The sequence below is a fragment of the Ruegeria sp. AH3 genome, assembly GCF_056536265.1.
On record NZ_JBQFJL010000001.1, the window covers coordinates 2,067,154 to 2,082,136 of the forward strand.

The 14,983-nt window shown below is 59.3% G+C and carries 12 protein-coding genes; 8 read left to right on the forward strand and 4 right to left on the reverse strand.

All coding sequences use genetic code 11. From position 1 onward, the window contains the following. Nucleotides 1-35: 35 nt before the first annotated feature. From ACR3EM_RS10370 to ACR3EM_RS10405, 8 genes are all read left to right on the forward strand, one after another. A complete protein-coding gene (locus ACR3EM_RS10370) occupies nucleotides 36-2,489 on the forward strand; it encodes an FAD-dependent oxidoreductase (protein WP_480471917.1) in 2,454 nt (817 codons plus the stop codon). After that, nucleotides 2,486-3,568: an alcohol dehydrogenase family protein gene (locus tag ACR3EM_RS10375; protein ID WP_480470622.1), complete on the forward strand. Its 1,083-nt coding sequence runs from the start codon at nucleotides 2,486-2,488 to the stop codon at nucleotides 3,566-3,568. Before ACR3EM_RS10370 ends, ACR3EM_RS10375 begins: the two co-directional genes overlap by 4 nt. Then, nucleotides 3,565-4,143, forward strand: a complete 579-nt coding sequence (locus ACR3EM_RS10380) for a dimethylsulfonioproprionate lyase family protein (protein ID WP_480470623.1) — start codon at nucleotides 3,565-3,567, stop codon at nucleotides 4,141-4,143. Before ACR3EM_RS10375 ends, ACR3EM_RS10380 begins: the two co-directional genes overlap by 4 nt. Next, nucleotides 4,140-5,246, forward strand: a complete 1,107-nt coding sequence (locus ACR3EM_RS10385) for a mandelate racemase/muconate lactonizing enzyme family protein (RefSeq protein WP_480470624.1) — start codon at nucleotides 4,140-4,142, stop codon at nucleotides 5,244-5,246. Before ACR3EM_RS10380 ends, ACR3EM_RS10385 begins: the two co-directional genes overlap by 4 nt. Further along, complete coding sequence (locus ACR3EM_RS10390; RefSeq protein WP_480470625.1) at nucleotides 5,243-6,358, forward strand: mandelate racemase/muconate lactonizing enzyme family protein; 1,116 nt, start codon at nucleotides 5,243-5,245, stop codon at nucleotides 6,356-6,358. Before ACR3EM_RS10385 ends, ACR3EM_RS10390 begins: the two co-directional genes overlap by 4 nt. Nucleotides 6,359-6,467: 109 nt before the next feature. Next, nucleotides 6,468-7,571, forward strand: coding sequence for a mandelate racemase/muconate lactonizing enzyme family protein (locus ACR3EM_RS10395; RefSeq protein ID WP_480470626.1), 1,104 nt, complete (start codon nucleotides 6,468-6,470; stop codon nucleotides 7,569-7,571). A gap of 3 nt (nucleotides 7,572-7,574) precedes the next feature. Next, nucleotides 7,575-8,852, forward strand: coding sequence for an aspartate aminotransferase family protein (locus ACR3EM_RS10400; RefSeq protein ID WP_480470627.1), 1,278 nt, complete (start codon nucleotides 7,575-7,577; stop codon nucleotides 8,850-8,852). Nucleotides 8,853-8,920: 68 nt separating this feature from the next. Then, entirely contained in the window at nucleotides 8,921-10,042 is a 1,122-nt protein-coding gene (locus tag ACR3EM_RS10405; protein WP_480470628.1) for an aminotransferase, read from the forward strand. On the opposite strand, the gene ACR3EM_RS10410 is transcribed toward ACR3EM_RS10405, so the two are convergent. From ACR3EM_RS10410 to ACR3EM_RS10425, 4 genes are read right to left on the reverse strand one after another with little or no spacing between them, the layout of a single operon-like run. Further along, nucleotides 10,039-11,121: an ABC transporter ATP-binding protein gene (locus ACR3EM_RS10410; protein WP_480470629.1), complete on the reverse strand. Its 1,083-nt coding sequence runs from the start codon at nucleotides 11,119-11,121 to the stop codon at nucleotides 10,039-10,041. The two genes, ACR3EM_RS10405 and ACR3EM_RS10410, sit on opposite strands and share 4 nt — an antisense overlap. Nucleotides 11,122-11,124: 3 nt before the next feature. After that, the gene (locus ACR3EM_RS10415; RefSeq protein ID WP_480470630.1) at nucleotides 11,125-12,780 is read right to left on the reverse strand and encodes an alpha-glucosidase; all 1,656 of its coding nucleotides are present in this window, start codon (nucleotides 12,778-12,780) and stop codon (nucleotides 11,125-11,127) included. A 9-nt stretch (nucleotides 12,781-12,789) separates the two neighbouring features. Continuing rightward, entirely contained in the window at nucleotides 12,790-13,938 is a 1,149-nt protein-coding gene (locus ACR3EM_RS10420; RefSeq protein WP_480470631.1) for a carbohydrate ABC transporter permease, read from the reverse strand. Between the two features lie 9 nt (nucleotides 13,939-13,947). Beyond that, nucleotides 13,948-14,955, reverse strand: a complete 1,008-nt coding sequence (locus ACR3EM_RS10425) for a carbohydrate ABC transporter permease (RefSeq protein ID WP_480470632.1) — start codon at nucleotides 14,953-14,955, stop codon at nucleotides 13,948-13,950. Nucleotides 14,956-14,983: the final 28 nt, after the last annotated feature.

Sequence of the window (14,983 nt, forward strand, 5' to 3'; positions counted from 1 at the left end):
ATGTCGAGACAAAATCGACTCAGAGGATTGATCCGATGGCATCTGATTTCCCGACCCACGCACGCGTGGTTATCGTGGGTGGCGGAGTGATGGGGGTGGGCCTTGCCTACCATCTTGGGCACGAGGGCTGGGGCACAGACACTGTGCTGCTGGAAAAGGCCGAACTGACCAGCGGCAGCACCTGGCATGCGGCGGGGCAGATCACCCATTCGACCTCTAGCTTCGGCTTAGGCAAATGCGTCGATTACAATATCGGGCTGTACTCCGGGGCCTTGGAGGCCGAGACCGGTCAGGCCGTGACATGGCATGGATGTGGCTCGTTCCGGCTGGCCTATACCGAAGACGAGATGGACTGGCTGCGCCATACTCTGTCTGTGGGTCGTTCCCTGGGTTTCAACATCGAACTGGTTGGCCCGGATCGGATTGCCGAGCTGCATCCGTTCTACAATTTGGATGGTGTGTTGGGCGCGCTGCACACGCCCGATGACGGCCATGTGGACCCGACCAACGTGACCATGGCGATGGCCGCAGGTGCGCGTCAGAAGGGCGTTCGGATCATCCGGCACTGTCAGGCGACCAACATCACTCAGGCCGAGAACGGTGAATGGGTGGTCGAGACGCCCAAGGGCACGATCACCTGCGAACACGTGGTCAACGCGGGCGGCACTTATGCGCGGCAGATGGGCGAATGGTCGGGGCTGCAGCTGCCGATGACGTCGATGACGCACCATTACTTCGTGACCGAACCAGTGCCCGAGTTTGAAGCTCTGGACAAAGAACTGCCAGTGATCCGCGATGACAAGAAGGTCTCGGGCTATATCCGGATGGAGCAAAAGCGCGGGCTGATCGGGATCTACGAGAAAGAGAACCCAAACTCGGTCTGGCATGATCACTGCCCGTGGGACTACGAGAACTGGCTGTTCGATGCCGATTACGACCGGGTAATGCCATGGCTTGAGGAAAGCCTGAACCGGATGCCGATCTTTGCCGAACTGGGCATTCAGCGCGAGGTGCATGGTGCGATCAGCCATCCGCCCGATGGCAACCCGCTGATCGGGCCTGCGCCGGGCGTGCGGAATTACTGGTGCTGCTGCGGCACTCAGATCGGGATCGGCTGGGGGCCGGGCCTAACGCGCGAGCTGGCACGCTGGATGGTGCACGGAGCCGCCGACATCTCGATGCGCGAGTATGATCCCCGCCGCTTTGGCAGCTACGCCACGAAAGACTGGCAGGTGATCAAGGCTGAGGAAGACTATTGCCTGCGCCACGAAATCCCCTTCCCGCATTTCAATCGCCTGGCAGGCCGTCCGATCAAACCGTCACCCCTTCATGAGCTGCTGAAATCAAAGGGTGCGGTGCATGAAGAGGTCTATGGCTTTGAGCGCCCGCGCTGGTTTGCACGGGATGGGGTCGCGCAACAGGATCACTATTCCTTCCGCCGGACTGCTGCGGACGACATGGTCGCGCAAGAAGTCAAAGCCGTGCGCGAACGGGTCGGCATCATGGACGTCACCGCCTTCACCAAGGTCGAGGTTTCAGGCCCTGATGCCTACGCCCTGCTGGATCGGCTGACCGCGAACCGGATGCCGCAGAAAGATGGCTCGATCACCCTGACCCACATGCTGAACCACCGGGGACGGATCGAATTGGAGACGACCATCGTGCGCATGGCGCAGGATCGCTATTACCTCGTATGTGCCGCGTTTTTCGAACAACGCCTGCTGGATCATCTGGCACAGCAGCGCGATGCAGAAGACGTCGTGATCGCCGCACTGTCAGTAGATTGGTCGGCTCTGTCTTTGAACGGGCCAAAGTCGCGTGACGTCCTGAGCGCCTGCACTGATGCCGACCTCAGCAATGCCGGGTTCCGCTGGCTATCTGCCCAGCAAATCAGGATCGCGGGTCATGATGTCTGGGCTTTCCGGATGTCCTATGCAGGTGAACTTGGCTGGGAACTGCACATGCCCAACACCGCCTGTCTGGACGTCTACAACGCGCTCTGGGCCGCTGGCGAAGCGCATGGAATCGCCGACTACGGCAGCTTTGCGATGAATGTGATGCGGATGGAGAAAGGCTTCAAAGGGGCCGGAGAACTGACCAACGAAGTCACTTTGGCCGAAGCCGATGTGCTGCGCTTTGCGAAAACCGACAAAGACTATCTCGGCAAGGATAAGACCCTGAACACAGATTTGCCGTGGATCTGTACCTATCTTGAGATCGAACCGGATGGTGAGATCGACGGACATGGTGGTGAGGCCGTGTTGCTGGACGGGCGTGTTGTTGGCTCGACCGCGTCCGTAGCGTATGGCCACACAGTCGGCAAAATCCTGGCCTTCGCTTATATCAAGCCCGAAGCCGCCGCTGCAGGCACCCAGCTTGAGGTCATCATCCATGGCACACCCCGCGCCGCGCTGGTTTTGTCTGAGCCCGCTTATGACCCGCAAAGCCTGCTCCCCCGCACGGACGCCGCGCTCGAGGCCGCCCAATGACGCATCCCACCACAATGCAGGCCATGGTCACCATGGGCCACGGCGATCTGGATCAGATGGCCTGGCACGAAGACTGGCCCTGCCCGATCCCTGCCTCGGGCGAAGTATTGATCCGGGTCGGAGCCTGCGGGCTGAACAATACCGACGTGAATACGCGCTCTGGCTGGTATTCAAAAACGGTAAGCGACGCCACGACAGGCGGCGCATTTGAAGAAGTCGGCGAGGAAGACCCGACCTGGGGTGGCGCGCCTTTGGTTTTTCCGCGCATTCAAGGCGCAGATGTGTGCGGCCAGATCGTCGCCGTTGGCGAAGGTGTGGACCCGCTCAGGATCGGCGAGCGAGTGATCACCGATTGCTGGCTGCGCGATCCGGCAGAGCCAACGAACAAAGACAAGACCGGCTATTTTGGTTCCGAACGGGATGGCGGGTTTGCGCAATACTCGACAATCCCCGCGCGGAATGCCATTGCGATCCAATCCCCTCTGTCAGATGCGGAACTGGCAACATTCTCGTGCTCATATTCCACCGCCGAAGGGATGCTGACCCGCGCAAATGTCTCGGAGAACGACACGGTTCTGGTGCCTGGCGCATCGGGCGGCGTCGGAGGTGCATTGGTCCAGTTGGCAAAGCGACGCGGCGCGCGGGTGATCGCCCTGGCGTCAGAAGCCAAACATGCCGAGGTCGCGCAGCTTGGACCTGACCGCATCCTGCCGCGCGCACCGGAAAACCTGCGTGCCGCGCTTGGGCAGGAAAAGATCACCGTCGTTGCCGATGTGGTCGGTGGGCCGTTCTGGCCAAAGCTGATCGACGTTTTGGAGCGCGGCGGGCGGTATACCTGCTCGGGCGCGATCGCTGGCCCGATGGTCGAGTTCGATCTGCGTACTTTCTATTTGCGCGATCTGACCTTTACCGGCTCGACCGTGATTGACCCGGAGGTAATGCAAAACCTCGTTCGATACATAGAGGCTGGCGAAGTGAAACCTTCGCTCGCCGCGACTTATCCGCTGAGCGAATTGCACGCGGCTCAGGCTGCCTTTATCGCCAAGAAACACACCGGAAATATCGTGGTGATCCCATGACGATGCATGATGTTCTGGAAGCAGCCCGGCTGTTACATCAATCGCACCCTGATCTGGCAGGGTTTGCCGATTGGCCCACAGATCTGGCATCAACGGAAACGGCACCCTCGCCGATCCCGGCAACTCAGCTTGTTCGCAGCTTTGACCTTGCTGGGTCCGAAGCAACACACTGTATGGTCGAAGCCATTGCAGCGACAGCTGAACTGGCAAACTGGAAAGTGACCTATACCGAGGAGGAGGTCGGTGCGGACTTCCTCGCGCGCTATGGGTATTATGAGTTGTTCGGGCCGACCGGGCATTTCCGCTCGACCCGATTGCGGGGCTATGTCGCATATTGGGGCGCGGGCCTGAACTATGACTGGCACAGCCATCAGGCCGAGGAACTATACGTGACCCTCGCCGGTGGCGCGCAATTCCGGGTCGAAGGTGATGAGGCTTTTGTCGGCCCCGGCCAGACCCGCCTGCACCAAAGCTGGCAAAGCCATGCGATGACCACCGGCGATCAGCCCATCCTGACCTTCGTGCTGTGGCGTGGCGCGGGTCTGAACGCCCTGCCGCAAATGGATGCATCATGAAGATCACACGCATCCGCATCTATCAGACCGGGCTGCCTTATGTAGGCGGCGCGTACGTTTGGGGCGCGGGAAATGCGATTGAAACGGCCATAGCCTCGGTCGTGGTCATCGACACCGATGCGGGCCTGCAAGGCTGTGGTGAGTTCACGCCCTGCGGTGAGAACTACATGATCGCCCATTCCGAAGGTGTCCCGGCGCTGGCCAAGCTGGTCGCGCCCAAGCTGCTGGGCGAAGATCCACGACAGGTCGGACGGATCGAGCAATTGATGGATCATCTTATCCAAGGTCACGGCTATGCCAAGGCCCCGTTCGATGCGGCCTGCTGGGATATCCTCGGACAGGCTTGCGATCAGCCGGTCTGGATGTTGTTGGGCGGCAAGCTAACGGACGGTGCATCGATGTATAGGGTCGCACCACAGAAAGCGACGGATGAAACCATCGCCGAGATGAACGCCTATCGCGATCAGGGTTATCGCCAGTTCCAGATCAAGGTCGGCGGCGATTGGGCAACTGATATCGACCGGATACGCGCGACAGTGCCGTTGTTAAACGCCGGAGAAAAGGCGATGGCGGATGCCAATCAAGGGTGGCGGGTCGACAATGCGATCCGCGTGGCGCGGGCGACCAGTGATCTGGATTTCATCCTTGAACAGCCTTGCCGGACCTACGGGGAATGCCAGCAGGTGCGCCGCGTCGCCGAACAGCCGATGAAGCTGGATGAATGTCTGACGGGTATGCATATGGCCCAGCGGGTCGTTGCGGATCGCGGGGCTGAAATCTGCTGCCTGAAAATCTCGAATCTCGGCGGGCTCAGCAAGGCGCGGCGCGTGCGCGATTACCTGATCGAAAACCGCATCCCCGTGGTCAGCGAAGACACGTGGGGCGGTGAGATCGCAACCGCCGCCGTGGCGCATTTCGCGGCTTCGACTCCGCCTGAGTATCTGCAGAACACCACGGATCTGATGAACTATAACACGCGCTCGACCGGGATCGGTGGCGCGGTGGCACGGAATGGGAAACTGTTTGCGCCCGATACGCCCGGCATGGGTGTCGTTCCTGACTTAGAAAGCCTCGGCGCGCCAGTAGCAGAGTACGGCTTATGAAGATTACATCCATTTCCGTGTATCAGGTCGATCTTCCGTTGGAGCATCCCTATTGGTTGTCCGCTGGGCGGCTGAAGTTCGAAACACTCGATGCAACGCTGGTGAAAATCGAAACCGATGCCGGGCTGATCGGATGGGGTGAAGGCACACCCTGGGGGCACACTTATGTTCCGGCCCACGGCCCTGGCATTCGTGCCGGTATCGAAACTATGTCTCGGTTCATTCTGGGCCTTGATCCGCGCCGGGTACTGGATGTCGAACGCGCGATGGATCTGGCGCTACCCGGGCATCTCTATGCCAAAAGCCCGATTGATATGGCATGCTGGGACATTGCTGGTCAGGCTTCTGGTTTGCCGATTGCCGATCTGCTGGGCGGAGGCTCTCGCACCCCGCGCCCCGTCGCCTCGTCGGTGGGGGCCAAAACAATTGAAGAAACCCGCTCTGTGATCGATCGCTATCGCCAACGCGGTTATATCGCCCATTCGGTCAAGATCGGCGGCGATGTGGCCCGTGACATCGCCCGTATCCGCGACGTCGAAAACCTGCGCAATCCCGAGGACATCATCCTGTATGACGTCAACCGCGGCTGGACCCGGCAGCAAGCCTTGCGGGTGATGAGCGCGGTCGAAGACCTCAACGTGATGATCGAACAACCCTGCGAAACGCTGGACGATATCGCGGCGATTTCCGGCAAACACGCCTCGCCGGTTTCAGTGGATGAAAGCCTCGTCACCCTGCAGGACGCGACCCGCATCACCCGCGATGGCATCGCAGAGATCTTTGGTATCAAGCTCAACCGCGTCGGAGGGCTGACCAAAGCCGCCCGGATGCGAGACGTCGCGCTGGCGCACGGGATCGATATGTTCGTCATGGCTACAGGCGGTACAGTATTGGCCGATGCCGAAGCCCTGCATCTGGCCGCGACCATACCGGACGCGAACTGCCACGCAGTCTGGGCCTGTCAGGACATGATTACCGTCGACATCGCAGGCGGTCGCGGGCCGCGCAATATCAACGGCCACCTTCACTTGCCCGAGGTCCCCGGTCTCGGCGTACACCCGGACGAAGACGCCCTCGGCCCTCCAATCGCAACCTACGAGGCCCCGCGATGATCCGCCCCTTCATCTGGCCCAAAATATCCCGGGGTGTGAATTGGCCACAGGCCAAGAGAGGGGCTGGCCCCTCTGACCACGCCACACTCAAGCCCAAAGGATGGGTTGAATGAAGATCACCAAGATATCCCTCTGGTCCATCGACCTGACCAGCCACGAAACCTACTACATGGCCGACGGCAAAACCTGCGCTACCGTCGAAACCCATGTACTGTGTCTTGAAACAGATACCGGCTTGAAAGGCTGGGGCGAGGTCTGTCCGATACCGCATTACCTGCCTGCCTTTGCCAAAGGTGTGCCCAGTGCAGTGGCCGAGATGGGGCCTGAAATCCTCGGCATGTCTCCCTTTGGCCCGGATGCCCCTATGCGGAAACTGGATGGCTTCCTGCTGGGTCATGCCCACGCCAAATCGATCGTCGACATCGCCTTGTGGGATTTGTTTGGGAAAGCCACGGGGCAACCTGTCTATGCGCTTCTGGGCGGGCGGACGCGCAAGGACATGCCCCTGTATCATTCAATCACCTGCGTCGCGTCGGATGAGATGGTCCGGATCGCCCAAACTGCTTATCAGACCGGAATTCGACAGTTTCAGGTCAAGCTGGGAGTCGAGGGCGACTGGCAGGCCGACGCCGAACGGCTAATCAAGGTACGAGAGGCCGTGGGTCCCGGCCCGCTGGTCTATGGCGACTGGAACTGCGGAGCCTCGCGCCTGCAAGCCACCCGTACCGGGCGCGCCGTGGCGCATCTGGATATCATGCTGGAACAGCCCTGCATAACGCTTGAGGACTGCGCCGCCGTCCGTCAGGCCACCGGCCTGCCGATGAAAATAGACGAAAACGCGTACGATCTGGCCTCACTGCTGCGGGCGTCGGAACTGGGCTGCATGGACGCGGTTGCGCTTAAACTGTCGAAATTCGGCGGCCTGTCGTCGATGCGCCGCGCGCGCGACTTGACCATTCATCTGGGGGCCGAGATCTGCGCCGAATGCACGTGGGGTTCCGATATCGTTACCGCCGCTTCGTTGCATTTTGCTGCCTCCACACCACATGGTTCGTTGATGAATACCTGCGATCTATCCTCTTATGTTTCGCCGCGCCTCTGCCCTGATGCGCCAGAACGTGCGGATGGTCGGATCGCGCCGCCTGACGGCCCGGGGCTGGGTGTGACGCCCGATCCGGAACTCCTTGGAACTCCGATTTTGGAAATGGCCTGACACATGTTGAAAACGCATACACAATCCGAATGGATCGCCCGCGCCGAACAGGTTCTGCCTGCCGGAGGGTTTGGCAATTTCGACCCCGGCATCATCATCGCACGCGGCGAAGGCAGCCGGGTCTGGGATGAGGACGGCAGGGAATATGTCGACTATCTGATCGGCTCCGGCCCGATGCTGCTGGGGCACGGCCATCCCGAGGTGATGGAGGCCGTACTGGAACAGCTACCCAAGGGCATGACCTTCTTTGCCAACAACAGCAAAGGCGTAGAGCTGGCCGAGGCCATCGTGAACGCGGTGCCGTGTTGTGAACAGGTCCGCTTTGTCGCTTCGGGGGGTGAGGCGGATATGTACGCGATCCGGCTCGCGCGCGCCTATACAGGCAAGGACAAGATCCTGAAATTCGAAGGCGGATATCACGGCATGAGCGCCGAAGCGCAGATGAGCCTCGCGCCAGCGAAACGGGTCAACTTCCCCCAAGCCGTGCCAGATAGCGCCGGTATTCCGCAAGGCGTTGCTGACCAGATGCTGATTGCGCCTTACAATGACCTCGAGGCCGTGGCCGCTCTGCTGGCGGAACACGGTGACGTGGCCGCGATCATGGTCGAGCCATTGCAGCGGATCATCCCGCCCGAGCCGGGCTATCTGCAGGGGCTGCGCGATCTGTGCGACACGCACGGTGTCTTGCTGATCTTTGACGAGATCGTCACCGGATTCCGCCTCGCCTATGGCGGCGCACAGGAGCATTATGGCGTGACGCCCGATATCTGCACGCTGGGCAAGATCATCGGCGGCGGCTTCCCTTTGGCCGCCCTGGGGGCCAGCGCCGAGATCATGCAGCATTTCGACAAGGACAAGGTCGGCGCCGATAAATGGCTGATGCAGCTGGGCACGCTTTCAGGCAACCCGGTCGCCGCAGCAGCGGGGCTGAAAACGATGGAAATTCTGGCACGTGAGGGTGCTTATGACCACTTGCGCGACATCGGACGCAAGCTGCAGGCGATGCAATCCGACGCTTTGACCAAAGCCGGAATCCCGCATCGGATTTGTGGCGACGAGACGCTGTTCGACATCTACTTCACCGAACAAACCTGTCGCGACTACCGCAGCGCTGCCCATGACGATCCCGGACGGAATGCGCGTTACAATGCGGTCCTGCGTGAGAAAGGTGTGTTTAAGTCACCGGGGAAACTATACCCCTCGCTCGCTGTGACGCAGGCTGATCTGGACCTGACAGAAGCAGCCGTGCAGGCGGCGGTTGCGACGATCCAGTCAGACTAGGCTCTGGTTGACCTCGCGCCTTCGCCGTGGGAACGATGCGCTAAGGCTCAGTCAGGCAGGATAGTGCGATGAAGATCGAACCCTTTGGCGTCGAAATCTGGATGGACGAATGGGAAACCAGATGCGCCTATAATCTTGCGGAGACCTGTGTCGAAAGCCTGACCATCGCAGAGCTGTTGCAGCTTGCCGGCCGAAACTCGGATGATCTGTCCGAGCTGCTGGGGATGAAGATGACCTATGGCGCGATACGGGGTTCGGATCGGCTGCGCGATGCGATTTGTGGCCTGTATGAGCGACAGGCGCGCGAGAATATCATCGTCACCCACGGTACGATCGGGGCCAACATGTTGGTCCACAAAACCCTGGTCGAACGTGGCGACAAGGTGGTGGCCGTTGTGCCGACCTATCAACAGCATTACTCGATCCCGGCCAGCATCGGTGCGGAGGTGACGCAAATCCAACTGCGGGCCGAGAACGCCTATCTGCCCGATCTGGAAGAGCTGCGCGCCGCAGTGACGCAAGACACCAAACTGATCGCCATCAACAACCCCAACAATCCGACCGGCGCGGTGATGGATCGCGCTTTCCTGCTTGAGATTGTTGAGATCGCGCGCGCCGCCGGGGCCTGGTTGCTGTGTGACGAGGTTTATCGCGGCACCGGGCAAGAAGGCTCCGGCATGACCGACGCAGTTTCTGATCTCTATGAGAAAGGAATTTCGACTGCGGGCATGTCCAAGGCATTCTCACTGGCGGGGCTGCGGCTGGGCTGGATCGCCGCCGCACCAGAATTGATCGAGGCGGTATCGATCCATCGGGATTACGATACGATCTCGGTCGGTATGATCGACGACCATTTCGCGACACTCGCGCTGGAACACCACGACAAGGTTCTGGCGCGCAGTCAAGCCATCACGCGCGGCAACCTTGCCATGCTGGCGGAATGGGTTGCGAAAGAGCCCCGGATCAGCTGGATCAAACCCAAAGCCGGGACGACCGCGCTGTTGCACTATGATTTCGACATGCCCTCACGCGAATTCTGCGTGAAACTACTGCAGGGCACCGGTGTGATGTTCACGCCAGGCTCTGCGCTGGGATTAGAAGGCTGCGTTCGGATCGGTTACGCCAATACGCCCTCGATCCTTCGCGACGGATTGGAGAAGGTCTCCGGTTTCCTAGCAAAACTGGGTTAGCGCCGCATCGACTGACCATTGTGGAACAGATGCACTTTCTCGGGCGCAGCGGTGACCGAGACGCTTTGCCCACGCAGATTACGCTGAATGCCAGGAAGCTTGGCAATCACTGCATCCCGGTCTTCGGGTGCTGCGAAATAGAGCAACGTAACCTCGCCCAGCGCTTCGGTAAAGTCCACCACGCCGGAATAGATCGCGTCTTCCTCGGCCATCACCAAATCCTCAGGCCGGACGCCGATATTGACGGTTTTGCCTTCGTCCGAGGCATCGGTCGGTATCGAAGAGACCGCCACGCCACCATCATCCAGTGCCACAGTCGTCGTCTCTCCGGTCGCGGTGATGGTGCCCGGAAGCAGATTCATGGCGGGTGAGCCGATGAATTGCGCGACGAACTCATTGTCAGGCGTCTCATACAATTCGAGCGGTGTGCCAACCTGAGCGATTCCCTTGTTGGCCAAAACCACGATGCGGCTGGCCAGGGTCATCGCCTCGACCTGATCATGGGTGACGTAGATCATCGTGCTATCGGGCATCGCTTCTTTCAGACGCGCAATCTCGATCCGTGTGGCCACGCGCAACGCAGCGTCCAGGTTCGAGAGCGGCTCGTCAAACAAATACACCTTTGGGTCGCGCACGATGGCCCGTCCTATTGCAACACGCTGGCGCTGCCCGCCGGACAGTGCCTTGGGCAGACGATCCAGCAGCGGTTCAAGCTGCAGAATCTGCGCGGCGCGATCCACGGCCGCATCAACCTCAGCGCTTGGCATCTTGGCGATCTTGAGCGCGAAGGCCATGTTTTCCCGCACCGTCATATGCGGATAAAGCGCATAAGACTGGAACACCATCGCGATGCCCCGCTGCGCGGGCGGCACATCGTTCACCACCTGCCCTTCGATCTCAAGCGTGCCACCCGTGATCTTTTCAAGGCCCGCGATCATCCTCAGCAACGTGGATTTACCACAGCCCGAAGGGCCGACAAAAACGACCAGCTCACCCTGTTCGATATCGAGATCGATATGTTTCAAAACATCGACCGGGCCATAGGACTTGGCCACATCCGTAAGCTTGAGTTCCGACATGGTTTACCTCTTTTCCCGAGCCAGCAGACAGAATTGAGCGGCGTTCAGCACCACAGTGCCTTCCCCGTGAACACCGCCCAACTCCTCCCCGATCACATGCCATTCGCCGCCAGGCAGAGACACCTCAGTGGGTTCTGCTCCCATGTTAAAAGCGCAAAACACCTGCTGGGCGTCATCCTCGCGAATGAAGGTCAGAAGCGACCCGATCTGTGCCATTCCTGTTTGCGCTCCGGACATCAACGCTGAATGCGCATGACGCAAAGCAATCGCATGGCGGTAGTGGTACAGCATCGAAGTTGGGTCCTGCTCTAACCGGTCCACTGCTCGCTCGGCTTGTGTACGGCTGACCGGTAACCACGGTCGGCCTGTGCTGAACCCGGATTGTTCATCCTGCGAAGCCCAAACCATCGGCGTCCGACAACCGTCACGGCCTTTGAATTCTGGCCAAAATTCAATGCCATAGGGGTCCTGCAAATCCTCGAATGCTACATCTGCCTCGGGCAGACCCAGTTCTTCACCTTGGTACAGGCAGGCGGAACCCTTCAGGCACATCATCAGGACCGCATGCTGTCGGATGGCCGCATCATCCAGACCCCAGCGCGAGGCATGGCGCTGCACATCGTGGTTCGAGAAGGCCCAGCAGGGCCACGCATCGCCCGCCTTGTCCTCCAACTGATCAAAAACCTGCTTGGTGTAAGCTGCCGTCAGCGCACGCTTTTCAAGGAACTCGAAGGCATAACACATATGCATCCGTTTATCGCCGCTGGTGTACTCGCCCATAATCTCAAGCCCGCGCTGCGCGTCGCCGACCTCGCCCAGACAGGCGCGGCCCTGGTATTCGTCAGTCAGGGCGCGCAACCGTTCAAGGAACGCGATATTCTCGGGTTGGCTTTTGGAATAGAGGTGATCCTGATGGTTATACGGGTTCACCATCGGCGCAATTGATGAGTTCCTCTGATCCATCGGCAGGCCGGGATTGTCACGCAGCTGGGCGTCGTGGAAATAGAAATTGATCGTATCCAGACGGAACCCGTCGACCCCCATATCCAGCCAGAAGCGCGCCACATCCAGCAGCGCATCCTGAACATCCTTGCAATGGAAGTTCAAATCCGGCTGCGAGGTCAGGAAGTTGTGCAAATAATACTGTAACCGCCGCGCATCCCACTGCCACGCCGAACCGCCAAAGATCGACAGCCAATTATTCGGAGGTGTCCCGTCAGGCTTGGGATCGGCCCACACATACCAATCGGATTTCGAGTTCTCGCGACTGGCGCGGCTTTCGCTAAACCATGGGTGTTGGTCCGAGGTGTGGGATAGCACCAGATCGATCATCACCTTCAACCCATGCGCATGGGCTTGATCCAGCAGCTCTTTGAAGTCCGCCATGGTGCCGAACATCGGGTCGACATCGCGATAGTCGCTGACGTCATAACCAAAATCCTTCATCGGAGATTTGAAGAACGGCGAAATCCAGATCGCATCAACCCCCAGCGAGGCGATGTAGCCTAGCCGCTGGGTGATGCCCTTGAGGTCTCCGATCCCGTCGCCGTTGCTGTCCTGAAAGCTGCGTGGATAGATCTGATAGATCACACCGCCCCGCCACCACTCCGACGCCGCTTTGGTTGTTTCGAATGCTGTCGCGTTGTTTTGCACGTTCATCACACGCCCTTATTTTACAGACCCGGCCAGCAAACCGCGGACCAGATATTTTTGCATTGCGAAGAAGACCACCAGCGGTACCGCGATTGAGACGAACGCCGCTGTGGCTAGGATTTCCCAGTTGCCGCCTCGTGTACCCAAAAGCTCAACGATGCGGTTGGTCATCACCGTGGTCTGGCCGGTGGCATCGATCAGAAACACCTTGGCGACTAGCAGATCGTTCCATGTCCATAAGAACTGAAAGATCGCAAATGAGGCCAAGGCCGGGAAGCTGAGCGGCAAGATCAGTTTTGTGAAGATCTGAAACTCGGTCGCGCCATCGACCCGCGCATTTTCAATTAGATCGCGAGGCAGCCCGGCCATGTAATTCCGCAGCAGGTAAATCGCCAACGGCATCCCGAAACCGGTATGCGCGAGCCAGACGCCAAGATACCCTTTGGGAATCCCAATGCTCAGGTGAAGTTTCAGCAGCGGGATCAGTGCCAATTGCAAAGGTACGACCAGCAATCCGACCACAGCTGCGATCAGCAGGGCACGACCCGGGAAATCCATCCAAGCGAGCGCATAGGCCGCAAAGGCGGCGACTAGGATCGGAATGATCGTTGCCGGGATCGTTACCGTGAGTGTGTTGAAAAAGGCCTTGCCCATGCTGTCGGTGCTGTCTTCAGCCAGCAGCACCTTGTGATAGTTCTCTAGCGTGAATTCAGGCGGCAACTCGGCCGTTACAAAGACGCGCGCGCCGCGGCTGCCCGAGAACTCTTCGGTGTTCTTCATCCGGTAGTTGCCATCAGCGTCAACCGTAATATCTCCACCTCGACGAAGCTCAGCCGTTTCGCCCGGTTTGAACGCATCGATTGCGCGAGAGCTGACGCCCCACTGCGAAATCTTGGCCGTCACGCCTGCGTCAAACAGATTGCCTTCGATGACGTAAACCCCATTTTCAAGGGCCTGCGTATCGGGCGCTGCGCTGCGCAGTGTCAGGTTCTGCTCGGACGGAAACAGCGAGCGCCACCAGCCGCTGGTCGCAATCTGATCCGCCGTCCGAAAGGACGAGATCAGAAGACCCAGCGTCGGAAAGACCCATAGCACCACAAGTAATACGACTGAGGCATGGACCACCCATCTGAGGGCCGGTTTGGTTCCTGCAATATCGTTCATGCCAGCCCCCTACTTCATCTCTTGGCGCGCATTGCGCACGTTCCAGATCAGGATCGGTGTCACCAGCAGCATGATCACCATGGCCGAAGCCGATCCCACGCCCCAATCATTGGCGCGGAACAGCTTGTCGAACATGTAATTGGCCAGCACTTGAGTTTCCCACTGCCCGTTGGTCATGGCGAAAACGATGTCAAAGACCTTTAGAACGGTGATCGTGATCGTCGTCCACACCACGAGGATTGTGGTCTTGATCTGCGGTACCTTAATCTTGAAAAAGATCTGGAACGGGTTCGCACCGTCCAGAATGGCAGCCTCGATGGTCTCTTCTGGAATGCCCCGCAGTGCGGCAGATAGGATAACCATGGCAAACCCGGTCTGAATCCAGACCAGCACGATCATCAGGAAGAAACTGTTCCAAAATGGGATCGTCAGCCAAGTCTGCGGCTCGGTTCCGCCAAAGAAGATATAAAGCGCGTTCAGGATGCCGATCTGATCCTGTTCCGCTGGCCTTGTGTCATAGACCAGCTTCCAGATCACCGAGGCTCCGACAAACGAAATCGCCATCGGCATGAAGATCAGTGCCTTGGCCACATTGCCCCAGCGGATCCGGTCGGTCAGTTGTGCCACCAGCAGCCCAAACGCTGTCGACATCGCCGGAACCACAATCAGCCAGAGCATATTATTGCGCATGGCCTCCCAGAATTTCGGCTCGGCGGCCATCTGGCGATAATTTTCAAGGCCAACCCATTCGTAGCCGCCCCCGGGGATGCGATCTGTCAGCGACAGGCGCAGCGTCTCAACCACCGGGTAGGCCAGATACAGGCCCAGAGCGAGCAGCGCAGGAAACAGAAATAGCCAGGGCCGGATCATATTGGCACGGTTGATATTGCGACCTGCATTCGGTCCGCGTGCCGGGAACAGAACCTTGTCCAGAAACTGGTTCGACAGATAGAAATAGCCCACACAGCCCGACACGCCGATGGCGATGGTCAGCAGGCCCTGAAGTGCCGGATGCATGACACTCTCCGTTGCAAAAAAGGGATTG